We start from the raw sequence: 22,879 nt of genomic DNA, 5'->3' as shown, positions 1-22,879 counted from the left end.
GGCTACTTTGGTAAAATAGACAGGATTGCAAGGAAGCAATCGTGGAAGTTTATACATAAAGAGATGCGATTTTCAGGAGGATTACAAAATGAGAATAGACGGACGCGCGCCGAGCGAGCTTCGACCGGTAAAAATAACGACAGGCGTCAATAAATATGCGGAAGGCTCCGTGCTGATTGAAGTGGGCGAAACGAAAGTGATTTGCACGGCTTCAGTGGAGGAACGAGTGCCTCCTTTCATGAAAGGACAAGGCAAGGGATGGATCACGGCGGAATATTCTATGCTGCCGCGCGCTACCCATAGCCGCAATCAGCGGGAATCGGCAAGAGGCAAGCTGACGGGCCGGACGATGGAAATTCAGCGGCTGATCGGCCGAGCGCTTCGTTCCGTTGTCGATCTGCATGCGCTTGGAGAGCGGACAATTACGCTCGATTGCGATGTCATCCAGGCTGACGGAGGTACGCGGACGACGTCGATTACCGGCTCTTTCGTTGCTTTGTGTCTGGCGGTCAACAAACTGAACGCTGCTTCGCCGTTTGCTAAATACCCAATTACGGACTATTTGGCTTCGGTCAGCGTGGGCGTCATTCAGGAGGAAGCGTTGCTCGATTTGAACTATGACGAGGATTCCAAAGCCAAGGTCGATATGAACGTCGTGATGACCGGCGGCGGAGCGTTTGTCGAGGTGCAGGGCACAGGCGAGGAAGCGCCATTCTCGCGGGCCGAGCTGAATCAGCTGCTTGAGCTGGCGGAAGGCGGCATCTTGCAATTGGTTGAACAACAGCGCGAAGCGCTGGGCGAGAACGCCGTTCGAATCGGAGGAGCGGGAAAATGAGCGGATTGTCTCAGAACCGGGTGCTAGTTGCGACGAAAAATGAAGGCAAAGCGAAGGAGTTCGCACATGCGCTTGCCAAACTGGACAAAACGACGGAAAGTTTGAATGATTATCCCGCTTTCCCCGATATTCCGGAAGACGGCGACACGTTCTCTGCTAATGCCCGCATTAAAGCAAAAGCGGCGGGCGACGCATTCGGCGTTCCTGTATTGGCCGACGACTCGGGACTGCGGGTCGAAGCGCTGAATGGCGAGCCTGGCGTCTATTCGGCAAGGTATGCTGGTGAGAAGGCGGCGGATGAAGCAAACAACGCCAAGCTGCTGCGGGAGCTGGCCAAGCTTGCGCTGCCGGATGCGGCGGAGCCGCTGGCGGACGGCACGCGTCTGCTTAGCGCAGCGCAGTTCGTCTGCGCGCTCGCTCTGTACGATCCGTCAACCGGCTCCTTCGTGGAAGCGGAAGGAACGGTCGATGGCTTCATCGCCGACCGCCCTCACGGCGACGGCGGCTTCGGCTACGATCCGTTGTTCTGGCTGCCGCAGCTTGACCGGGGAATGGCCGAGCTGTCGAAGGAAGAAAAACAGCAGATCGGCCATCGCGGGCATGCGCTGGCTGCATTGATCGCCAAATTGGAGCAGGATGGCGGTTTGGTGAAATAAGCGAAGCCATAAGGCTGCTGCAAATTCGTCTGCTTTTCATCTAAATCTTCTATAAATAAAAGCCCCTGAACAAGCGCTTTCCGAAGCGCCGGTTCAGGGGCTTATTTGGTTACCGTATTATTTGACAGAGACGCCGTATTCCTTCAGCCATACGTTCACCTGGTACAAATAGGCGAACAGCTGCGGGCCGGACATTAATTGGCCGAACCATGGAATGTTCGACTTTGCGGAATCGGATTCCGCCAGCTCTCTCACTTTTGTTGCATTTATGAGCGGTAGGATTGGGGAAGACGGATCGTTCAGCACATCCAGCACTAAACCTTTTACCGCAGCCAAGTAATTGGGATTGTGAGTTTTCGGATAAGGACTTTTTTTGCGCGTCAGCACATCGTCAGGTAGTACGCCCTTCAGCGCTTTTCGTAAAATACCCTTTTCGCGGTCGCCAGCCGCTTTTATCTCCCATGGAATATTCCACACATACTGTACGAGCCGGTGATCGCAGAATGGCACGCGAACTTCGAGGCCCGCGGCCATGCTCATACGGTCCTTCCGGTCGAGCAGCGTGGGCATAAAGCGGGTAATGTTCAAGTAGGACATTTGCCGCATTTTTCTTACCTGAGGGGACTCTCCGTCCAAATGAGGCACTTCGGCAATAGCGGCGGCGTATCGGTCTCCGATATAATCGAGCGGCTTGATCCAATCGGCAACTTCCGGATTCAGCAGTTCTGCGCGCATTGCGGAGGCGAGGGACCATGGGAAGATATCTGCATTCAAAGCTTCCTCCCGATGAAACCACGGATAACCGCCGAAGATTTCATCGGCTGCCTCCCCAGAAATAGCGACGGTTGCGCCTTTTTTAATTTCTCGGCAAAACAGCAGCAGGGAAGCGTCGACGTCGGCCATGCCCGGCAAATCGCGGGCTAGCGTTGCGTCTCGGAGGGCGGCGACCAGCTCCGGCGTATCGAATTGCACCGGATGATGGATCGTTTCAAGATGGGTCGTCATTCGCTCGATCCAGGGAGCGTCGCTGTTCGGCTGGAAGGCGTGAGCCTGAAAATGCTTGTCGTTGTCGCGGTAGTCCACCGAATACGTATGGACGCTGCCTTGCCCGGTCTGCTCATAGTAGCGGACAGCGAGCGTCGTCAATGCGCTTGAGTCCAAGCCGCCGGACAGCAGCGTGCAAACCGGCACGTCCGAGACGAGCTGGCGCTCCGTCGTATCCCGGAGCAGCTCGCGCACCCGATCGGCCGTCTCGTCAATCGTTTCCGCATGCGGCAAGCTTTCCAGCTTCCAATATTGCGTTCGGCGGATGCCGCCGCGGCTAACCGTCATGCACCAGCCCGGCAGCAATTCAGTTAATCCTTTGTATACGCCTTGGCCCGGCGTGCGTGCAGGTCCCATAACGAACACTTCCGCAAGGCCTTCCGCTCCTACTTCGGCTTTCATCGCCGGATGGGCCAAAATCGCTTTCGGCTCGGAGCCGAACAGAAACAGGCCGTCTTCAGCGCTATAGAACAGCGGCTTCACGCCGAGACGGTCCCTAGCGAGAAACAGCTCCTGCTCCTCCGTATTCCAGATCGCAAAAGCGAATATACCGTTAAAGCGCTCTATGCAGCTTTTTCCCCATTCCATGAATGAGACAAGCAGCACTTCAGTATCACAAGTTGTTGAAAAGGTTCTGCCCCTGTGCTCCAATTCTTTGCGCAATTCCAGCGCGTTATATAGCTCGCCATTATAGACGATGACATACGTGCTGTCGCCCGAGTGCCGAATCATCGGCTGTGCGCCGTTCACGGGATCAATAACGCTGAGCCTTCTATGACCGAGCGCGCAGCTTGGCGATAGCCAGGTGCCGGATGCGTCGGGGCCTCGCAGCGACAGCGTCTCTGTCATCCGCTCGAGGCTGTTGCCGTCTTGAGTCAAATCGCGGCTCCAATCGATCCAGCCGGTTATTCCACACATCGTAACTCATTCCTTTCTTCTGCTGGGCGCAAATAGCGATAATAACCGTTATATGCCGGAAAAAGGCATAAAATGTCTGTCCGCCAGGGGAAGCTATGGGAGCATCGAAGCGACGGGGTATGACGGTGCGAAAGGAGACGTTGATGGAAATGGGTAACGAGTTTTATTCGGAGGACGAACGGAAAATATATTACGTATCGGTTCAAACCGGACAACTGCTGGAGGAAGAGGGGGCCGCAGGTTACGAGCTTGTCATTAAAGCGAACCGAGAAGAATTGACCGAGCTGCAGGAATTGTTTGAGCAGCTGTCAACGGTGGATGAGGCGCAAACTGCCCAGTTTGGGCTTCGCCCATTTGCAGGTGCGGGCGTTGATGACGAGGAAATGAACAAAGGGTACGACCAAACCATCCAGCAAATCTACAAAAGACTTTACGATTTGGGCACCGACTCAACGAAGCGGCATATCGAATCGATGAGATTGTTTTAGCCAATTGGCAATGCCCGCACGCGCATCCTCGCGGAAAGGAGGTGAAGCGAGTGACCCAATCTCCGAAGGATAAAAGCTTGAAATATGACATTAACCCGGAGTTCGCCGATCGCGTGCTCGAGAAAAACCGGCAGCAAAACGCGCAAAATAACCCGAGCGGTAATCGAGGCGGAAACCGCCGCTCCGGTCGCCATTAAGAAGCTTTGCTAAAATAAATAAACGCGCCGGATGGGGGAGCAATCGTTCCGGTTCCTGCCTTTCCGGCGCGGTTTAATCTGATTGGATTATTTTTTCGGTTGCATACAGAACGTATGTTTGGTATATAATAAGAACAAACGTTCTATTGAGGGGGCTGCCGAATGGAAAGCTACATCGGGCAAACCGTGCAACTGATTTATATCGATCGCAAACGGAAGGTAAGCATTCGTGAAGTTAAAGTCATTTCGGTGAAGGGGCCGCTGTTCAAAGCATATTGTTACAATGCTCAGGCCTTTCGTGTTTTCAACGCGGCAAATGTCGTCGACATAGAGCCGGTTCGAAAAAGAGTGCAGGCTTAAAGGAAGCGAATATGGCGCTAACAATAAAAAAGCCATCGAATAGCGGCAAGCCGCCGCTTCGATAGCTTTTTTTGCGATTGAAAATTATTGTTTGTCCTCTGTTTGCGGGAAGACTTGCGTATGGAACACTTCGCCTGTGCTCTCGTCTTTCACGTTCATTGTCACTTTTTGTTTGTCGGCGCTGATGCCTTCAAACGTTTTGTAGGTTATGGCTTGGATACTTAGTCCAATAATAACGAAGCCGTCCATGCTTTGTTGGTAGGCTGCCTTGTCTACGGAGATGGTATACTCGCTAAAGTCATCCTTATACTGGATATCCTTAATGGAGGCGAATGTACCATCCGTCAGGATCTCTTCGATCGATTCTTTGATACCGGCTGCCATTTCCTTCAACATTGCTTCATGAGTGGATTTGGACATTGTATAGGTAAGCGATCCATCATCATTTTTCACAACTTCCTTAACGCCATCAGCTTTCGCATCTTCGATAATTTGCTCCATGTCCTGGCCTTCAAACATTGCTGCGGGCAGCGTCACGTCCACGTTCAGCAATTTTTTGTCCACTTCGATGCCCTTGTCCTGCTTGTTATTGGAGACTTCATTTGTCGAGGCCGGTGTGTTTTCCTTCTTTGCTCCCGAGCAACCCGATAAAACAATAGAAGCGGCCAACAGTAAAACAGCTAACTTTTTCAAAAAAATAACCCCCTTGTTCTGATAACTCCAACAGTCTACTATATAATCCACAATATGACTATCCTCTTTTCGACATATTTTTCCTCTGTTTTATGTCGAAAAATGTAATATTGTGTGTAGAATGTAACGACTCAACCTTAAAATCAGTGCTTGACTGAAAAGGTGAAAAAACGAAGGGGCAGAGGGATTCTGGAGAGTCGACAGTGGTCGCTTTTAAAGCATGATTCCTACCACAACCATCAATAAAATAAAGGAATCAGGCTTTAATGGCGATTGGAAGAACCCTCTGCCCCGCAGTGCTTCCCCTCACTTCAAGTCAAGCAGTGTTTTCGTTTTAAGAGGAGGTCATTCAACATATCGCAAACGCATTTTTATATTCCAAGCATAACAAAAAGACCGAAAAGCCTGATGAACCAAGCTCTTCGGTCTTTTTCAAATCTATATGTCCGTTGCATAATTTCATAAAAATGGCGTCCCAGAAGGGATTCGAACCCCTGGCCAACGCCTTAGAAGGGCGTTGCTCTATCCAGCTGAGCTACTGGGACACGTAAGAAAGATTATAGCATGCTAATCGTGGTTATGGCAACAACAATTTTTTCAGGCATGCTGGAGCGGGTGATGGGAATCGAACCCACGCCTCAAGCTTGGGAAGCTGGCGTTCTGCCATTGAACTACACCCGCAAGAAGCAACAATGGATAATGTAGCATATCGAGGAAGAAAACTCAAGCCGAAATACTATTGACGAAATATTCAACATTTTTATAAGAAAAAATGCCTATAAACCGTAACGGGAAAGAAGAATTTTGTCGATAAAAAGATCAATGACTAGAAATCGGCATTCGAGGCAACAACTACAACCAACGCTTCTAAAAAAGAAAGAAGCGGATAGCGGTTGTGGACTTGTCCTGTTGTGCCTTCGCAATCGCATAATTTATTCTATGGGCGCATCCATGGTATAATCGAACGCGAGGAAGCAAACGAATGATGCGGTTTGACCGACAAGGCGGTGGTACCATAACGACTCCAAACGACAGACAAACAGAAAGCAAAGACGGCAACGTTTATTTATTTCCTAAAATGCTCGACCATTATCAAATTCAATTGACGCGTCTGCTAGAGTCGGAGCAGTACGGAGAGGCGAAGAGGCTGCTCCGGTTTTTAATGCAATGCCAAGGGGAAGACGAGCGGCATTACGAGGAGTGGGCAAGCTTGCTCTCGTGGCTCGATATGGCTTTTCCCGAGGCGGGCGTTACGGCCGGACGCAGCGAATACATAACGGAAGCGGATCAACAAGAAGAAGAGGATGAAGCGCTGCTGCGCGAGCATGCGCTTAATCCATTCGGACAAGACGAGGCATACATCAAGCAGGTGCTCTACATTATGGAGCATCATCCGATGATCGACCAGCAAATATTGGCGCTGGAACGGGCCGCCTACATTAAGGATCCGGAAGTGGACGACGCAATCAAGCAGTGGCTGACCGCCGGCAAAGACATTCATCCGATCGTTCAATTCAAGGCGCTGCAATGCTTGCGCAAACGAGACGTCACTGGAACGATTGTGCTGGAGCGCATGGGCGAGACGGTGGAACTCGAGGTTGAAGCGACGCCGCTCTCGATGGAACAGTTTCCGCCTTCCGTTACGCGCATATTGGAACGGGTGGAGGACGTGACGGAAGCGGACGATCCGACGCTGCCCCATTTCGCAAGAGAGCTATGGAAAGAGAGCCTGCAGTTTTTGTACGGCACAACGGCGTATGCATGGATGCTGCGAGAAGAAGACGACACGATCGATTGCTTTGCGGCAGCGTTGCATCTTACGCTCATGCTGGCGGTTTACGGAACGGCTAACGACGACGACATTCGTGAAACCTATTTAATAACGGAATCGCTTCGGTTTCGGTATGAGCAAGCGTGCAGGCTTTTGAGGCAAGTGGCCGTATTTCGGCAAAGTGGGGAAGATGATCCCCAGCCTTGAAATGATCGCGCAGAATGATTATAATAGAATGGTTTATGAAACGTGAAAATTTGAAGACGCATGCGTTTTTTGGAGGGGAAAGCATAAAATGAAAGCTACTTGGGAAAAAATAGACAAGAACGTCGTTTCCATCGACGTTGAGGTTGAAGCGGAGAAAGTTACCGTTGCGCTTGACCAAGCTTTTAAGAAAGTCGTTCAAAAAGTGAACGTACCTGGTTTCCGTAAAGGCAAAGTGCCTCGGGGCATTTTCGAATCCCGTTTCGGCGTGGAGAGCCTGTACCAGGATGCGATCGACATTTTGCTGCCGGACGCGTACTCCGAAGCGGTAAAAGAAACGAACTTGCAACCTGTTGACCGTCCTGAAGTGGACGTTGAGCAATTCGCGAAAGGCGAAACGTTCAAGTTCAAAGCGAAAGTCATCGTTCGTCCTGAAGTACAATTGGGCGAATACAAAGGACTGGAAGTACCTGCTGCCGACGTAACTGTTGGCGACGAAGAAGTAAGCGCAGAGCTCGAGCGTCTGCAACAACGCCATGCCGAACTGGCTGTCGTGGACGAAGGTCCAGCTGAGAACGGCGACATCGCTGTTATCGACTTCGACGGCTACGTTGACGGTGAAGCATTCGAAGGCGGCAAAAGCGAAGGACACTCGCTGGAACTCGGTTCCGGTTCGTTCATCCCTGGCTTCGAAGAGCAAGTCGTAGGTATGCAAATCGGTGATTTCAAGGACGTGGAAGTGACGTTCCCTGAAGAGTACCATGCCGAAAATCTGGCGGGCAAACAGGCCGTATTCAAAGTGAAGCTGCATGAGCTGAAACGCAAATCGTTGCCGGCTCTTGACGACGAGTTCGCAAAAGATGTTAGCGAATTCGATACTTTGGAAGAGTACAAGCAGGACCTCGTTGTCAAGCTGAAAGAAAACAAAGAAAAAGCGGCTGAGCAAGATCGCGAGAACGCAATCGTAGCTAAAGCTGCTGAAGCGGCGGAAGTGGATATTCCGGAACCGATGATCGTAACGGAAGTCGATTTCATGATTCGCGATTTCGAAAACCGTCTGCGTATGCAAGGCATGAACATGGAGCTGTACTATCAGTTCTCCGGCCAAGACGAGTCCGTGCTTCGTGAGCAAATGCGCTCCGACGCCGAGAAGCGCGTCCGCAACAACCTGGTGCTGAGCGCTATTGCTAAAGCGGAAGGAATCGAGGCTACGGAAGAGGACGTAACTGAAGAGCTTGAGACGTTGTCGAAAGCTTACAACCGTCCTGCTGAAGAGCTTCGCACGATCTTCACAGAAAACGGCAACATCGACAGCCTGAAAGAAGACGTAGAGCTTCGCAAAACGATCAAGTTCCTGCTCGATAACAGCAAAACGGCTTAAATATCAGTCGTCTCTGAGCGAGCGCGAAACTGTTCAACTGAATATATAGCTTTAAGCAGAAAGTAAGGCACGTCGTCGATATGATACGTGCCTTATTTTCACCCTACATAACATATTGTGGTGGATTTGGGGATTCGTCTGGTGTACATATCGAGCACTAAGCGCAGTATAATGTAATATCGGAATGCGGTGCTGCGGGAAAAATGACATTGCCGTTTCTTCGTGTTACAATATCTTTGTTTAATAAGTCATATACCGAAAAGAGGTTGGTCGCATGAATCTGGTACCGATCGTAGTCGAACAAACGAATCGCGGTGAGAGATCTTACGATATTTACTCGCGATTATTGAAAGACCGCATTATATTTCTCGGGAGCGCAATCGACGATGATGTAGCAAACTCCATCATTGCGCAGCTGTTATTCCTGGCGGCCGACGATCCAGAGAAGGACATTCATCTGTACATTAATTCCCCGGGCGGCAGCGTAACGGCCGGCATGGGCATTTTTGATACGATGCAATATATTAAGCCGGACGTATCGACGATCTGCATGGGCATGGCGGCGAGCATGGGCTCCCTCTTGTTGACGGCTGGCGCCAAAGGCAAGCGCTTTGCGCTGCCGAATGCAGAAGTTATGATTCACCAGCCGCTCGGCGGCGTGCGTGGCCAGGCTTCGGACATTAAAATCCATGCTGACTGGATCTTGAAGACAAAGCAAAAGTTGAATCAAATTTATGTGGATCGCACCGGTCAACCGTACGAGAAAATCGAACGAGACACCGACCGCGACAATTTCCTGAGCGCTCAGGACGCGTTGGAATACGGTTTGATCGATAAGGTGATTACATCTCCGGTATCGTGAAGATTTTATTGAAGGGGTGATACCAGTGTTTAAATTTAACGATGAAAAAGGCCAGTTGAAATGCTCGTTCTGCGGCAAATCGCAGGAACAAGTGCGCAAATTGGTAGCCGGACCCGGCGTCTATATATGCGATGAATGCATCGAGCTTTGCACCGAGATCGTTGAGGAAGAGCTCGGCCACGAGGAAGAGCTCGACTTGAAAGACATTCCAAAACCGAAGGACATTCGCGCCATTCTTGACTCGTATGTCATCGGACAGGAATTTGCGAAAAAATCGCTGTCCGTAGCGGTTTACAACCACTACAAGCGCGTTAATTCCGGCAGCAAAATCGAAGACGTCGAGCTGCAAAAAAGCAATATTTTGCTTGTAGGCCCGACAGGCTCCGGCAAAACGCTGCTGGCGCAAACGATGGCTAAAATATTGAACGTGCCTTTCGCTATTGCAGACGCGACTTCCTTGACGGAAGCGGGTTATGTTGGCGAGGACGTCGAGAATATTTTGCTTAAGCTGATTCAGGCAGCAGATTACGATGTCGAGAAAGCGGAACGCGGCATTATTTATATTGACGAAATCGATAAAGTTGCCCGCAAATCGGAGAACCCTTCGATTACGCGCGACGTATCGGGAGAAGGCGTACAGCAGGCGCTGCTCAAAATTTTGGAAGGCACGGTCGCATCCGTACCTCCTCAAGGCGGCCGCAAGCACCCGCATCAAGAGTTTATTCAAATCGATACGACGAACATTTTGTTCATTTGCGGCGGCGCGTTCGACGGGCTGGAGCAGCTGATCAAACGTCGTATCGGTAAAAAGGTAATCGGTTTTAACTCCGCTGGAGAAACACAAAAGGATTTGAAACCGGGCGAGTATCTGTCGATGGTACTGCCGGAAGACTTGCTGAAATTCGGTCTTATTCCGGAATTCGTCGGCCGTTTGCCGGTTATTTCCACATTGGAGCCGCTCGACGAAGCTGCTTTGATGCGTATCCTCTCGGAGCCTAAGAACGCGCTTGTCAAGCAGTATCAAAAGATGCTTGAGATGGACAACGTGAAGCTCGATTTCGAGCCGGCCGCGCTGGAAGCGATCGCCAAGGAAGCGATCAAGCGCAATACCGGAGCGCGCGGTTTGCGGGCGATCATCGAAGGCATTATGCTGGAAGTGATGTACGAAGTTCCATCGCGCGACGACGTGAGCACTTGCCTCATTACGGAGCAATCCGTACAGGAGAAGATCATGCCGGAGCTTACATCGAAGAAGGGCAAGAAGAAGGAAGAAAGCGCCTAAGTTTAAAGATACGTCACAGCGGCAGCTTGCCTCCCAGGGTTGGGGGCGGCACGGCTGCCGCTGAGGCGTTATTACCGTTAATGCATCCACCCTTGTTTTGCGGCTAGGCCGTGCATTCGGGGGTGGACTTTGACGTTCATGGGAGAGATCACTTTATGTATTTGCGCAAAGACACAGTACCGGTAAAAGTGGGCAACCTGACGATTGGCGGCAGCGACGAGGTCATTATTCAAAGCATGTGTACGACGAAGACGGCCGACGTTGAAGCGACTGTCGCCGAAATTTTGCGTCTGGAAGAAGCAGGCTGCCAGATCGTTCGCGTTACCGTCAACAATAAGGAAGCAGCCGATGCGATCAAGGAGATCAAGAAGCGGATCCATATCCCTCTCGTTGCGGACATTCACTTCGATTACCGGCTCGCGCTGGCAGCGATTGAGAACGGCGTCGATAAAGTGCGGATCAACCCGGGCAATATCGGCCGCCGTGAAAAAGTCGAAGCGGTCGTAAAGGCGTGCAAAGAGAAGGGGATTCCGATTCGAATCGGTGTGAACGCCGGATCGCTTGAAAATCATTTGCTCGAGAAGTACGGTTATCCGACGCCGGAAGCAATGGTTGAGAGCGCTTTGTTCCATATCGGCATTTTGGAGGAGCTCGATTTCCACGATATTATCGTGTCGCTGAAAGCTTCCGATGTACCGATGGCGATCGCTGCTTATCGGATGGCGGCGGAGAAAATCAAATATCCGCTTCATCTCGGCATTACAGAGGCGGGTACGCTTCATTCCGGCACGATCAAAAGCTCGGCGGGCATCGGCGCTTTGCTGGCGATGGGGATCGGCAACACGGTTCGCATCAGTCTGAGCGCGGACCCGGTTGAAGAGGTAAAGGTAGCGCGCGAGCTGCTGAAGACGTTCGGACTCATTACGAACGCGGCGACGCTTATTTCCTGCCCAACCTGCGGCCGGCTTGATATCGATCTGTTCTCTATTGCGAACGAAGTGGAAGAATATATCTCCAAAATTAAGGTGCCGATCAAAGTTTCGGTGCTCGGCTGCGCGGTTAACGGGCCGGGTGAGGCGCGTGAGGCGGATATCGGAATCGCCGGAGCACGAGGCGAAGGCATGCTGTTTCGCTACGGCGAGATGATCCGCAAAGTGCCGGAGGCCGAGCTTCTAAACGAGCTGAAAAAAGAAATCGACGTCATCGTTCGCCATTTCGAAGCGACCGGGGAAATACCGGGCCGCAAGCAGCATTCGCACGCCTAATTGGCGTGCGTACTCCATAAGTATGGCCGCAAAGGCATTCGGACCGTTCGCTCAGCGAAGAGCGGGCGTAACCGAATGCCTTTTTTGTATGAGCTCTCCTTCCAACGGTTATTCCCGCCTTTCCGAGGCAATACTACCAAGTACGAACTCTATTTGGCGGTGCTGTCTCGGAATGTCCGCTGCTCGGGCAGGGACAGCGCCCTTTCGATCGTTATATCATCTCGGGAACGGCGGTCTGCGCGGGAAGCGTTAGCCGTTGCCGTATAAGGGAGCGGATGGTAATGAATTTAAGTATGGCGTTAATGTTAATTCAAGTCTTTTTTGCGGTCGTCATCGGCTTGTATTTCTGGAACTTGCTGCGTAATCAGAAGACGAATCGGTCGGCGGTCGATCGTGAATCGCGCAAGGAAATGGATAAGCTGCGAAAGTTGCGCTCGATTTCTTTAACGAAGCCGTTGGCGGAGAAAACGCGTCCGCAGGCGATGCAGGATATTGTCGGACAGATCGATGGCTTACGGGCGCTGAAAGCGGCGCTATGCAGCGCGAACCCGCAGCATGTTATTATTTACGGCCCGCCTGGCGTCGGCAAGACGGCGGCGGCTCGCGTCGTTCTGGAGGAAGCGAAAAAAAATCCAACATCGCCATTTCTGCCGGAGGCGAAATTTACGGAGATCGATGCCACGACGGCTCGATTCGACGAACGGGGTATAGCCGACCCGCTGATCGGGTCCGTTCACGACCCGATCTATCAAGGTGCGGGAGCAATGGGCGTTGCGGGCATTCCGCAACCGAAGCCGGGTGCGGTTACGAAAGCGCATGGCGGCATCCTGTTTATCGATGAGATCGGGGAATTGCATCCCGTTCAGATGAATAAACTGTTAAAAGTGCTCGAGGACCGCAAAGTGTTTCTCGAAAGCGCCTATTACAATTCGGAAGATACGAATATTCCGATGTATATTCATGATATTTTTCAAAACGGTCTGCCCGCCGATTTCCGTTTAGTCGGAGCCACGACGCGTTCGCCGCAGGATTTGCCGCCGGCGATCCGTTCGCGCTGCATGGAAATTTATTTCCGTCCGCTGCTGGCGGGCGAAATCGGCTTGATTGCAGACAATGCGGTCAAGAAGATCGGCTTTGCGCCATGCCCGGAAGCGGTCGAGGTCGTAAAGCGATACGCAACAAACGGTCGCGAAGCGGTAAACGTTATTCAATTGGCCGCAGGGGTTGCTTTGTCCGAGAAACGAGATTCGATTACGGCGGCGGATGTAGAATGGGTTGTCAACAGCAGCCAAATTCCGCCTCGCCCGGACCGCAAAGTGCCAGCTGTGCCGCAAATCGGCTTCGTCAACGGCCTTGCCGTTTACGGACCGAATATGGGGACGCTGCTGGAAATCGAGGTTAGTGCAATTCCCGTGGCGCAAGGTAAAGGGCAATTCACGATTACAGGCGTAGTAGACGAAGAAGAGCTGGGCGGCGGTTCGCGTACGCTTCGCCGGAAGAGCATGGCCAAAGGCTCCGTTGAGAATGTGCTGACGATGCTGCGCCGCTACGGCCTTAATCCGCAAGATTACGACCTGCATATCAACTTCCCGGGCGGCACGCCAATCGACGGTCCGTCGGCTGGTGTTGCCATGGCGACGGCGATTGCTTCGGCGATCAAAGAGCAGCCAATTGACAACAAACTCGCTATCACCGGAGAGGTTGGCATTCACGGCGACGTGAAACCGGTTGGAGGCGTTCTGGCGAAAGTGGAGGCCGCTTTTCAGTCGGGGGCGGAGACGGTCATTATTCCAAGAGACAACTGGCAAGAAATTTTCAACAATCTGGAGGGCGTTAAAGTGATTGCCGTCGAACGTGTAGACGAAGTATTTGCACTCGTATTCCCGATTGCCGGAACGGTCGTGAACGAGGTGGAAACGCATGTCGGCACCGATCTTTTTATGCCTTCCGGGGTTCCCTATTTGCAGGCGGATTCCGCAGAATGATAATATAGGGGAGACACATAATTTGGAGGTGCTGGTGTGGGACCCGGAAAAACGAAAAACCGTCGGCTTCCCCTGCTTCCGCTTAGGGGGCTGCTCGTATATCCCAGCATGGTGCTCCACCTTGACGTGGGAAGAGATAAATCGGTAAGAGCGCTGGAAAAATCGATGATCGACGATCATATGATTCTGCTGTGCTCGCAGTCCGAGGTGAATATCGAGGAACCGACGGAGGATGATATTTATCGCGTCGGCACTATTGCTCGCGTACGTCAAATGCTTAAGCTGCCGAACGGGACGATCCGCGTTTTGGTCGAGGGCGTCACGAGAGCGGAAATTATCGATTACTTGGCCAATGACGAATTTTACGAAGTGACCGTCAAAGAATTGCCAGAGCAAGAAACGGACGATCCGGAAGTCGACGCGCTCATGCGCACGGTGCTTAGCCAATTCGAGCACTACATATCGCTTTCCAAAAAGGTAACGCCGGAAACACATGCCGCCGTATCGGATATCGAAGAGCCCGGTCGGCTGGCCGATGTTATAACGAGCCATTTATCGCTCAAAATTAAAGATAAGCAAGACATTTTGGAAACCGTCGACGTTCGCAAGCGGCTGGAAAGGCTGCTCGACATTTTGAACAACGAGCGGGAAGTGCTCGAGTTGGAGCGCAAAATCAATCAGCGCGTCAAAAAGCAAATGGAAAAGACGCAGAAGGAATACTATTTGCGCGAGCAAATGAAGGCCATCCAGAAGGAGCTTGGCGAGAAGGAAGGACGCGCCGGCGAGGTTGAGGAGCTTCGCAGCCAGCTGGAGGAATCCGGCGTGCCGGAGCAGGTCAAGGAAAAGATCGAGAAGGAGATCGACCGTCTCGAGAAAATGCCGGCCACGTCGGCCGAGGGCGGCGTCATTCGCAATTACATTGATTGGCTGCTGGCGCTTCCGTGGAACAAGCTGACGGAGGACGATCTCAGCTTAGCGAAAGCGGAAGAGATATTGAACGACGATCATTACGGCTTGGAGAAGCCGAAGGAGCGCGTGCTCGAATATTTGGCCGTTCAACAGCTTGTCCGTAAAATGAAAGGGCCGATTCTTTGTCTCGTCGGACCTCCCGGCGTCGGTAAAACATCGCTAGCGCGCTCCATCGCCAAGTCGCTGGACCGCAAATTCGTTCGCATTTCGCTCGGAGGCGTTCGTGATGAAGCGGAAATACGCGGTCATCGCCGGACGTACGTCGGGGCCATGCCAGGACGCATTATTCAAGGCATGAAGACGGCGGGATCGCTGAACCCGGTTTTCCTGCTCGATGAAATCGATAAAATGGCGATGGATTTCCGCGGTGACCCGGCATCGGCGCTGTTAGAGGTGCTTGATCCGGAACAGAACAATACGTTCAGCGACCACTTTGTGGAAGTGCCTTTCGATCTGTCCAACGTTATGTTTATAACGACGGCTAACGCCATGCATAACATTCCGCGTCCGCTGCTTGATCGGATGGAAGTACTCTACATCCCGGGTTATACGGAACTGGAAAAGCTGCAGATCGCTTCTCGTTATTTGCTGCCAAAGCAGAAGAAGGAGCATGGTCTCGTCGAAGGACAGCTTTCCGTCAGCGAGGATGTCCTGCTGCTTCTAATTCGAGAATATTCGAGAGAGTCCGGTGTCCGTAATCTGGAGCAGCAAATCGCTGCGTTGTGCCGGAAAGCGGCGAAGCATATCGTCGCAGAAGACGGCAAGCGAGCAAGCGTTGCCGTTACGGATGAAGATCGGCGCGTACAAGAAGATGATCCGACCTTGCATACGCTGGATGCCGCATTCGGTTCCGAAGAGGGAAGCGGGACAGACTCTCCATCGCTCGTCGTCACCGAAGAGCTGCTTCGGGAATGGCTCGGTCCGGCTAAGTTCCGATACGGCATGGCCGAAAGCGAGAATCAGATCGGGGCGGTTACAGGCCTTGCATGGACGGAAGTTGGCGGCGACACGCTTGTCATTGAAGTGACCGTTATGCCAGGCAGTGGCAAGCTGACTCTCACAGGCAAGCTTGGCGACGTGATGAAGGAATCGGCGCAGGCTGCTTTTAGCTTCACACGCTCTAAAGCGCATGAGCTAAACATCGATCCGAGCTTCCACGAAAAGAACGACATTCATATTCATATCCCGGAGGGAGCCATTCCGAAGGACGGCCCGTCCGCTGGCATTACGATGGCCACGGCCCTAATCTCGGCTTTGACGAATCGTTATGTTGCCAAGGAGGTCGCCATGACCGGCGAAATTACGCTGCGGGGCCGCGTGCTGCCAATTGGCGGCTTGAAGGAGAAGTCGCTTGCGGCGCACAGGGCAGGCATTAAGAAGGTGTTGATGCCGAAGGATAACGAGCGCGACCTTCGCGATATTCCGGACAGCATTCGCGGCGAGCTTGAATTCGTTCCGGTCGCCCATATGGACGAAGTGCTGAAGCATGCGCTTCTGCCGGTTATTAACGAAGAGAAAGCAGGAACGCCAATACTATGAAAATTACACAAGCGGAATTTATAATCAGTGCCGTAAAGCCTCATCAATATCCCGATGACGCCTTGCCAGAGATTGCTCTGGCAGGGCGTTCCAATGTCGGCAAATCATCGCTGATCAATAAAATGATTATGCGCAAAAATTTGGCCAGGACAAGCTCGCAGCCAGGAAAAACACAGCAGCTCAACTATTACCGCGTCAATGATCAGGTTTATTTCGTCGACTTCCCCGGTTACGGCTACGCAAAGGTGTCGAAGACGCAGCGCGAGCAGTTCGGGCAAATGATCGAGACCTATATACGGGATCGGGAGCAACTGAAGCTGCAATTGCTTATTATTGATATTCGGCACGCGCCGAGCCAGGATGATCAACTGATGTACAACTGGCTGAAGCATTACGGCATACCGACGTGCATCGTCTGCACGAAAGCAGACAAAGTGCCGAAAGGAAAATGGGACAAGCATATTAAGGTCATTAAGGATACGCTAGAAGCTGATCCGCGAGACCGAATCGTTAAGTTTTCGTCCGAAACGGGGCTTGGACGGGAAGAGCTTTGGGACGTCATCATGCAATCGACTGAAGGTTCGGGAGAAAGATAAGAGACTTCGAGCATAAGGCGGAGGATACAGTTAAAAAGGTCCGCTTCATCGCAATTTTTTCCGTTTTTCTCAGAAATACGCTAGAATATCGCGGCTGGCCGGCAGGAATAAAACGCTCTGATCACGTATAATATACTTAAGCAAGAAACCACCGATCTTCTACAGTCGTGCAAGATCAAAGAATTGAGGAGATTTTATGGCTAAGCGGCTAGCCACGGAGTATGTAAGCGCCAAACTGCAATTATCGTCTGACGAGATGTCCCAATTCGCACGGTTTTTCGACGACCAGCAAATTCGCCTTCAGGTGAAGGTGTTCGATAACGGCAATCAGGAGCTCATTCTCGAAGATGCAGTAGGGATGGAAGAGGTGAAGTTGACGTTCGAACGTCAACAGGAGCGATATGAGTGTGTGCTTTCCTGCCGCCTTGTTCACCCTAAATTGACCAATGCTATGAGAAAAGCGGTATCCGCTTTCCATGGCGACGCTATCGTCAATCGCATTTATAGTCAATATACGATGACCTACTACTATATGAACGGCAACGTTCGGCGAATCGTCGAGAACAGTCCGTCAGGTGCCAAAGTTGTGTTCGACTATAAGAATACGGCCGGACAACTGGAAACCGTGTTTCGCAGCCGTTTGATCGAAAGCGAAATTGAAACGATCCATAACGCCATTAACGAGCTGCTCGATTTGCGCAACCAAGCTTCCGACCGGAAGCAAGTCGCAGCGATCGACGAGCGGCTTGCCGAGCAGACCCACAAGCTGTTCGTGCTGGAAGCTTAGCTCGCTGCACTGCGCACCGTTATACCGTACGCTCGGAGCTATGAGCGATGCGGAGGCAAAGAGTGGCTTGCCGGCAGGCAGCCTAGCAGTCTATAAATGTATGAGAAGAAACCCGGCACCCGGCCCTATTGTGTCGGGTTTCTTTTATATTAGCGCAACCAGTACGGCAGGTAGTTGACCGCGTTCGTTAACTGTTCGGAGAAGGCGTTCTTCGACTCCGTTCGAATAAGGCTGCTGTGCAGCGATGACGATGTTGTGTAGTTGTATGCAGCTTTATTGCTTGGTTTGTGTGTGTTTGCAATTTTCCGCCTACCCAGCGTGCTTCCTGTACAACCGCTCTGGATTCTAAAAATAAAATAACTGCTGAAATGCAGTTATTGTGCGCGTTTCGGGCAAGCTGCGAGGAAATAATATCTTTTTTGCAGTTACTGGTTACCAAGAGCGTGCATATCGAGGCATAGCGCTGAAAATAACTGCCAAAATGCAGTTATGGTGCGCGTATCGGGTGAGCTGCGAGGAAATAACATCCTTTTTGCAGTTATTGGCTGCCATGAGCGTGCATACCGAGGCCTAGCGCGGAAAATAACTGCCTTGAAGGAAATGCAGTTATTTTCCGCGTATCGGTCGATCTGCGAGCTAATAATCCTTTTTGCAGTTATTGGCTGCCAAGAACGTGCATTCTGAGGCCCAGCACGCACGGTAATATCTCTCCAGTAATTGTGATCGTGATCGTAACGTCTGCAAGAGGCGATGTGTCAGGTAATGAAGAGCAACTGCAATCAACATGCGATTCTCCCAGCGCGCGTTATGGCGTCGAAGACGCTGGGCGTCGGGACGCAGCACGATGGCAGCGATCGCACACCATTCCGCCTAAAGACACTGTCTTGACAGCGTGCAGGGGAGAGCAAGGCTTGAGCATCTATTAACCAGTATAGTAAAGCATAAACGGTGTAATCTCCAACGATCCAGCGGTATGTATCCATAATGCGGTAGAAAGAAAAGATTGGCTGCAACTTATTAGGGAATGGGTATGTTAATAATAGTGAAAACAGCCCAAGTGCGCTTTCAATTAAGTCATCTAAGAGGAGTCGATGCACTATGATAAAAAATAAAGCGATGATCGCGCTCGCCGCAGCCGCAATGCTGGCTCTAGCCGGTTGTAGTCAGGCGGAAAACGGGGGAACGGACAATAACAAGCCCGGGTCTGGGTTGCCCAGTCCAACAGCCAGCATACAGCCGAGTCAGCCTCCCGCAGGCGGAGCGGGCCAGCCATCAACCGGCAACGGAGCAGATCAAGGCGCGCAGCAGCCTCCTGCTGGCAATGGAGCCAATCAAGGCGCGCAGCAGCCTTCCACTGGAAATAGCGCTGGCAATAAGGACGGAGGCGCGAAGCATGCAGCACAAGCGGTGACCGTCGGGGAACTTGTGGAGCTGGCGAAGAAGGGGAAGGTGCCGGGCTGCGAGTATGCCGCTCATACCGCCCTGTTCGACGACATTGAGCAGGCATGGGGCAAGGCCGATACGAACGAATCGGCCGGCAAGGGCATATACGCGGAATACCGGTCGCACGGCGTTGCGTTCGGTTATAATAAAGGGATGCTTGTGTTCGACGTCAGATCATTCGATAAAAGCTTGCATACGATCGGCGCCGCTGACATTAAGAAGGCGCTCGGCAAAGCGGACAGCGAAACGGTAAGCGGAGACGATCGTATCTATATGTACCGGGTAAACGACCAATATGAGCTGAAATTTGCCGTCCCTAAGAAGACAGGCAAGGTCGACCATATCTCGGTTTACAGCCCGCAGGACGCCAAAAATTTAATGGCCGGATAAGCTGTGCGCAGGTACAGAACGAAACTGCCCATCATACGTTATAAGCGGGGTTTTCGGCAATAGCGCTTAACCAAAAAATTGTAAAAAATAGGTGTTGCATTTCAGCCTAATTGATGTTATTTTTAATCTCGTTGAAAACATTGTTCTATGTAAAATAGGAACCAGGATTCACTCAGGACATGGTTATGTTGCGAGAGATTTTTCCCTCGGGAAGTGAATGACGTAGGTCCTAGCGGATGAAATTTTTTAAACATTTTATTCCTAGGAAGGGGGACCGAAAGATGGAATATTCAACTTTCGGAAGACACGTTGCCGTTGACGCTTGGGGAGTAGATTTTGATCTTTTGAACAATGCCGAGTTTTTGCAATCCCAACTGGTGGAGGCTGCAGAAGCATGCGGCGCTACCGTATTGTCCGTGCAATCGAAACAGTTTGAGCCTCAAGGAGCAACCGTACTTGTGCTGCTGTCGGAGAGCCATCTCTCTATTCACACGTATCCTGAGAAAGGGTTTGCCGCCCTTGATTGTTACACCTGCGGCGAAACCGTGGATCCACAGCTTGCGATCGACTATATGATTGCCGTTCTTAAACCGACCGCAACGCATGCGAAGAAGCTTGTTCGCGGTATGGGAGAATTGCGAGTCGAAGAATCGAAAATGAATCAAATCGAGCTCGTCTAACAGCCGGCTCTCACTTGAACGATATGAATAACCATCGATCTACCGCCGCTGCGCACGGAAAGAGAGCGCAGGGCGGAAGGGTCTATGGTTATTTCTTTATGTGGAAGGGGAATAATGTGAATTAGTTTTTCAAACATTATTCATAAATGAAAGTAGTCACCCTGTCGAACTATGCTATAATAATCGTTGACAAGCGCGGGCATGCCTCGTGATAACTAGAGATCGTTCATTTAAAAAAGAAAGGCAGGTGATCGCGCATGCACATTATCGTAGTCGGATTGAACTATCGGACCGCTCCCGTGGAAGTAAGGGAACGCTTCGCCGTTGCGGAGAAGGAATTGACCGAGGCGATAAAGCAGTTTAAACAGACAAGCAGCATTATGGAGTGTGTCATTGTAGCGACCTGCAACCGTACGGAATTGTACGCAGTAGTCGACAGACATCATTTATGCGGTCATTATATTCGCAGCTTTATGGAACAATGGTTCAAGCTGCCGCGGCAGCAGTTTACGAACCATTTGTATATGTACGAGGACACTAAAGCGATCGAGCATTTGTTCCGAGTGACGAGCGGTCTCGACTCGATGGTCATCGGGGAAACGCAAATTCTGGGTCAGGTCAAGGACGCTTTCGCCGTCGCTCAGCAGGAGAAAACGACGGGTACGCTGTTCAACATGCTGTTCAAGCAGGCCGTGACGATGGCCAAACGCGCCCATTCCGATACGACGATCGGCGAATCGGCCGTTTCGGTCAGCTACGCTGCCGTTGAGCTCGGCAAACGTATTTTCGGCCAGTTCAACAAGAAATCCGTTATGGTCGTGGGCGCGGGAGAGACCGGCGAGCTGACCGCCAAGCATTTGTACGCAAACGGGGCGGACCGGGTTATCGTCGTCAACCGGACGTATGAGCGCGCCGCTCAACTGGCGAGCAAATTCAACGGTACTGCTTACTCGATAGAGGAAGCGGCGGATCGGCTCCATGAAGTCGATATCGTCATCAGTTCGACAGGCGCGGAAGGCTACGTATTGGATCGCCAGGCTGTGGCGGCTGCTATGAAGCGCCGTAAATCGAAGCCGCTGTTTATGATCGATATCGCGGTTCCGAGAGATTTGGACCCGTCCATTGCCGCGATCGATAACGTTTTTCTATACGATATCGACGATTTGGAGGGCATCGTGGAGAGCAATCTGGAGCATCGCCGCCAGGAAGCGGCCAAGATCGAGCCGATGATTCAAGAGGAGATCCGTTCCTTTGAGCAATGGTACAAAACGCTTGGCGTCGTACCGCTTATTCGCGCGCTTCAATCGAAAGCGGCGGACATTCATCAGGAAACGATGGCCAGCATGCACAACAAGCTGCCCGATCTAGACGAGCATGAGCTGAAAGTAATTAGCAAATTGACGAAGAGCATCGTCAACCAAATGATGCAAGACCCCATTTTACGGATTAAAGAGATGGCGGGCGAGAAACGGGCGGACGACGCGATGGATATGTTCGTGAAGCTGTTCGCGCTGGAGGAGCGGCTGGCGGAAGCAAAGCAGGCGGAGAAAGAGGCAAGCTTGGCTAAAACCGCCGAAGACGGCTTAAGCGCAGGATCGGCTGCGAAAGCGGGAGCGCTTCAACGCGCGGCATCCGCACTCGCGTCCGTTACGAGGTAGCAGCGCTCTCTCGCCGAGTCGCGGAAGAGCGTGCAGTGTGGAGGCGCTTATGGGAACGCAAAATTGGTTGTATGACACGATACTTTATATGTACGCCCTGAGCCTTCTGTTTTATTTCTCCGATTTCATTGATGCGAACCGGAGAGCGAAACGAATCGGAACAGGGCTCCTTATTTTTGTTTGGGTATTGCAAACGGTTTTTATTTTGGTCAGAGTGGTCGATCATTTCGGCTTGACGTCAATATCTGCTTTTGAATATTGGCTTGGTTTCTCTTGGCTGCTTGTTACGATATCGCTTGTGATCAGCCGTTTTTTCAAAATTGAGTTTGTTGTTTTTCTTGTTAATCTGGTCGGGTTTGCCGTATTGGCGCTTAATATGTACAGCACGCCAGGGGCTGAAGGCGGCTACGCGCTGCCCGCTACGATGCGGGAGCTGCTAATCGTACATATAAGCCTAATATTGTGCGCCTATGTGGCGTTAACTATCGGATCGATCTTTGCGGGAATGTACTTGTTTCTTCATAAGCAATTGAAAAGCAAGCGATGGTCAAAGGTTGTCCGCAGATTTCCGAGTCTGGATACGATCGAACGGTTCTCCGATCGGGCGATTATTATCGGAGTACCGCTGCTGGCGCTGTCGCTTTCCGTTGCGGTAACGGTTCTTATCGTTGAGAATCAGTGGGAGCTGCTGCTCGACTGGAAGGTATTGTCTTCCTTCGCGGTACTTGTCATTTATATCGTTTATGTGATTCAAAGGGCGATGTTGAACCGCCCGGGCACGCAATTGGCGCGTCTGCATCTGGCTGCGTTTATCGTACTTATTCTCAATTTATCGACCAATTTTCTATCTACGTTTCACTGATACTGATATAGGAA

The 22,879-nt window shown here is 51.5% G+C and carries 20 protein-coding genes and 2 tRNA genes; 18 read left to right on the top strand and 4 right to left on the bottom strand.

Annotated features, from left to right (window positions below):
* Positions 1-88: 88 nt before the first annotated feature.
* Entirely contained in the window at positions 89-835 is a 747-nt protein-coding gene (gene rph, locus ACFVTB_RS06145; RefSeq protein WP_387746422.1) for a ribonuclease PH, read from the top strand.
* Positions 832-1,491 (top strand): RdgB/HAM1 family non-canonical purine NTP pyrophosphatase, encoded by a 660-nt coding sequence (gene rdgB / locus ACFVTB_RS06140; protein WP_387746420.1) that lies wholly within the window; start codon positions 832-834, stop codon positions 1,489-1,491. The genes rph and rdgB overlap by 4 nt, the downstream gene beginning before the upstream one ends.
* Before the next feature lie 117 nt (positions 1,492-1,608).
* Here rdgB and asnB read toward each other — a convergent pair whose 3' ends face one another.
* Complete coding sequence (asnB, locus tag ACFVTB_RS06135) at positions 1,609-3,453, bottom strand: asparagine synthase (glutamine-hydrolyzing) (protein ID WP_387746418.1); 1,845 nt, start codon at positions 3,451-3,453, stop codon at positions 1,609-1,611.
* A gap of 149 nt (positions 3,454-3,602) precedes the next feature.
* Here asnB and ACFVTB_RS06130 point away from each other — a divergent pair, with 149 nt between their 5' ends.
* The 3 genes from ACFVTB_RS06130 to ACFVTB_RS06120 all read left to right on the top strand — a co-directional run bounded on the left by ACFVTB_RS06130 (position 3,603) and on the right by ACFVTB_RS06120 (position 4,498).
* Complete coding sequence (locus tag ACFVTB_RS06130) at positions 3,603-3,941, top strand: hypothetical protein (RefSeq protein ID WP_387746416.1); 339 nt, start codon at positions 3,603-3,605, stop codon at positions 3,939-3,941.
* A gap of 50 nt (positions 3,942-3,991) precedes the next feature.
* On the top strand, positions 3,992-4,138 hold the full coding sequence (locus tag ACFVTB_RS06125) for a hypothetical protein (RefSeq protein ID WP_387746414.1): 147 nt from the start codon (positions 3,992-3,994) through the stop codon (positions 4,136-4,138).
* Between the two features lie 162 nt (positions 4,139-4,300).
* Positions 4,301-4,498 (top strand): WYL domain-containing protein, encoded by a 198-nt coding sequence (locus ACFVTB_RS06120; RefSeq protein WP_387746412.1) that lies wholly within the window; start codon positions 4,301-4,303, stop codon positions 4,496-4,498.
* An 84-nt stretch (positions 4,499-4,582) separates the two neighbouring features.
* Here the strand turns inward: ACFVTB_RS06120 and ACFVTB_RS06115 are convergent, their stop codons facing one another.
* From ACFVTB_RS06115 to ACFVTB_RS06105, 3 genes are all read right to left on the bottom strand, one after another.
* Entirely contained in the window at positions 4,583-5,191 is a 609-nt protein-coding gene (locus tag ACFVTB_RS06115) for a hypothetical protein (protein WP_387746410.1), read from the bottom strand.
* 468 nt (positions 5,192-5,659) lie between these two features.
* Positions 5,660-5,736 (bottom strand) — tRNA-Arg (locus ACFVTB_RS06110).
* 62 nt (positions 5,737-5,798) lie between these two features.
* A tRNA-Gly gene (locus ACFVTB_RS06105) sits at positions 5,799-5,872 on the bottom strand.
* Between the two features lie 301 nt (positions 5,873-6,173).
* On the opposite strand from ACFVTB_RS06105, the gene ACFVTB_RS06100 reads away from it, so the two are divergent.
* The 13 genes from ACFVTB_RS06100 (at position 6,174) to ACFVTB_RS06040 (ending at position 22,865) form a co-directional block, all read left to right on the top strand.
* Positions 6,174-7,169 (top strand): hypothetical protein, encoded by a 996-nt coding sequence (locus tag ACFVTB_RS06100; protein ID WP_387746408.1) that lies wholly within the window; start codon positions 6,174-6,176, stop codon positions 7,167-7,169.
* 88 nt (positions 7,170-7,257) lie between these two features.
* On the top strand, positions 7,258-8,547 hold the full coding sequence (gene tig, locus ACFVTB_RS06095) for a trigger factor (RefSeq protein WP_387746406.1): 1,290 nt from the start codon (positions 7,258-7,260) through the stop codon (positions 8,545-8,547).
* Positions 8,548-8,821: 274 nt separating this feature from the next.
* Positions 8,822-9,409, top strand: coding sequence for an ATP-dependent Clp endopeptidase proteolytic subunit ClpP (gene clpP, locus ACFVTB_RS06090; protein ID WP_387746404.1), 588 nt, complete (start codon positions 8,822-8,824; stop codon positions 9,407-9,409).
* Between the two features lie 25 nt (positions 9,410-9,434).
* Positions 9,435-10,691, top strand: coding sequence for an ATP-dependent protease ATP-binding subunit ClpX (gene clpX / locus ACFVTB_RS06085; protein ID WP_387746402.1), 1,257 nt, complete (start codon positions 9,435-9,437; stop codon positions 10,689-10,691).
* Between the two features lie 155 nt (positions 10,692-10,846).
* On the top strand, positions 10,847-11,956 hold the full coding sequence (ispG, locus tag ACFVTB_RS06080) for a flavodoxin-dependent (E)-4-hydroxy-3-methylbut-2-enyl-diphosphate synthase (RefSeq protein WP_387746400.1): 1,110 nt from the start codon (positions 10,847-10,849) through the stop codon (positions 11,954-11,956).
* Between the two features lie 281 nt (positions 11,957-12,237).
* Positions 12,238-13,941, top strand: coding sequence for an ATP-dependent protease LonB (lonB, locus tag ACFVTB_RS06075; protein WP_387746398.1), 1,704 nt, complete (start codon positions 12,238-12,240; stop codon positions 13,939-13,941).
* A 36-nt stretch (positions 13,942-13,977) separates the two neighbouring features.
* Entirely contained in the window at positions 13,978-16,449 is a 2,472-nt protein-coding gene (lon, locus tag ACFVTB_RS06070) for an endopeptidase La (RefSeq protein WP_387746396.1), read from the top strand.
* The gene (yihA, locus tag ACFVTB_RS06065) at positions 16,446-17,045 is read left to right on the top strand and encodes a ribosome biogenesis GTP-binding protein YihA/YsxC (protein WP_387746394.1); all 600 of its coding nucleotides are present in this window, start codon (positions 16,446-16,448) and stop codon (positions 17,043-17,045) included. The genes lon and yihA overlap by 4 nt, the downstream gene beginning before the upstream one ends.
* Before the next feature lie 196 nt (positions 17,046-17,241).
* On the top strand, positions 17,242-17,832 hold the full coding sequence (locus ACFVTB_RS06060; RefSeq protein ID WP_387746392.1) for a non-ribosomal peptide synthetase module: 591 nt from the start codon (positions 17,242-17,244) through the stop codon (positions 17,830-17,832).
* 1,098 nt (positions 17,833-18,930) lie between these two features.
* Complete coding sequence (locus ACFVTB_RS06055) at positions 18,931-19,665, top strand: YjgB family protein (protein ID WP_387746390.1); 735 nt, start codon at positions 18,931-18,933, stop codon at positions 19,663-19,665.
* Positions 19,666-19,946: 281 nt separating this feature from the next.
* Positions 19,947-20,345, top strand: coding sequence for an adenosylmethionine decarboxylase (speD, locus tag ACFVTB_RS06050; RefSeq protein ID WP_387746388.1), 399 nt, complete (start codon positions 19,947-19,949; stop codon positions 20,343-20,345).
* 257 nt (positions 20,346-20,602) lie between these two features.
* Complete coding sequence (hemA, locus tag ACFVTB_RS06045; RefSeq protein WP_387746386.1) at positions 20,603-22,003, top strand: glutamyl-tRNA reductase; 1,401 nt, start codon at positions 20,603-20,605, stop codon at positions 22,001-22,003.
* 49 nt (positions 22,004-22,052) lie between these two features.
* On the top strand, positions 22,053-22,865 hold the full coding sequence (locus ACFVTB_RS06040; RefSeq protein ID WP_387746384.1) for a cytochrome C assembly family protein: 813 nt from the start codon (positions 22,053-22,055) through the stop codon (positions 22,863-22,865).
* Positions 22,866-22,879 lie beyond the last annotated feature (14 nt).

It is taken from the genome of Paenibacillus sp. NPDC058071 (assembly GCF_042885235.1).
Classification (GTDB): Bacteria; Bacillota; Bacilli; order Paenibacillales; family Paenibacillaceae; genus Pristimantibacillus.
The sequence above is the reverse complement of the archived record's forward strand: the minus strand, read 5'-3'. Positions and strand labels throughout refer to the sequence as shown.

What these genes read in the sequence shown, in the direction of transcription:
- rph (WP_387746422.1), top strand. Translation starts at nt 89, where the DNA reads ATGAGAATAGACGGACGCGCGCCGAGCGAGCTTCGACCGGTAAAAATA.
- rdgB (WP_387746420.1), top strand. Translation starts at nt 832, where the DNA reads ATGAGCGGATTGTCTCAGAACCGGGTGCTAGTTGCGACGAAAAATGAA.
- asnB (WP_387746418.1), bottom strand. Translation starts at nt 3,453, where the DNA reads ATGTGTGGAATAACCGGCTGGATCGATTGGAGCCGCGATTTGACTCAA.
- ACFVTB_RS06130 (WP_387746416.1), top strand. Translation starts at nt 3,603, where the DNA reads ATGGGTAACGAGTTTTATTCGGAGGACGAACGGAAAATATATTACGTA.
- ACFVTB_RS06120 (WP_387746412.1), top strand. Translation starts at nt 4,301, where the DNA reads ATGGAAAGCTACATCGGGCAAACCGTGCAACTGATTTATATCGATCGC.
- ACFVTB_RS06100 (WP_387746408.1), top strand. Translation starts at nt 6,174, where the DNA reads ATGATGCGGTTTGACCGACAAGGCGGTGGTACCATAACGACTCCAAAC.
- tig (WP_387746406.1), top strand. Translation starts at nt 7,258, where the DNA reads ATGAAAGCTACTTGGGAAAAAATAGACAAGAACGTCGTTTCCATCGAC.
- clpP (WP_387746404.1), top strand. Translation starts at nt 8,822, where the DNA reads ATGAATCTGGTACCGATCGTAGTCGAACAAACGAATCGCGGTGAGAGA.
- ispG (WP_387746400.1), top strand. Translation starts at nt 10,847, where the DNA reads ATGTATTTGCGCAAAGACACAGTACCGGTAAAAGTGGGCAACCTGACG.
- lonB (WP_387746398.1), top strand. Translation starts at nt 12,238, where the DNA reads ATGAATTTAAGTATGGCGTTAATGTTAATTCAAGTCTTTTTTGCGGTC.
- yihA (WP_387746394.1), top strand. Translation starts at nt 16,446, where the DNA reads ATGAAAATTACACAAGCGGAATTTATAATCAGTGCCGTAAAGCCTCAT.
- ACFVTB_RS06060 (WP_387746392.1), top strand. Translation starts at nt 17,242, where the DNA reads ATGGCTAAGCGGCTAGCCACGGAGTATGTAAGCGCCAAACTGCAATTA.
- ACFVTB_RS06055 (WP_387746390.1), top strand. Translation starts at nt 18,931, where the DNA reads ATGATAAAAAATAAAGCGATGATCGCGCTCGCCGCAGCCGCAATGCTG.
- speD (WP_387746388.1), top strand. Translation starts at nt 19,947, where the DNA reads ATGGAATATTCAACTTTCGGAAGACACGTTGCCGTTGACGCTTGGGGA.
- hemA (WP_387746386.1), top strand. Translation starts at nt 20,603, where the DNA reads ATGCACATTATCGTAGTCGGATTGAACTATCGGACCGCTCCCGTGGAA.
- ACFVTB_RS06040 (WP_387746384.1), top strand. Translation starts at nt 22,053, where the DNA reads ATGGGAACGCAAAATTGGTTGTATGACACGATACTTTATATGTACGCC.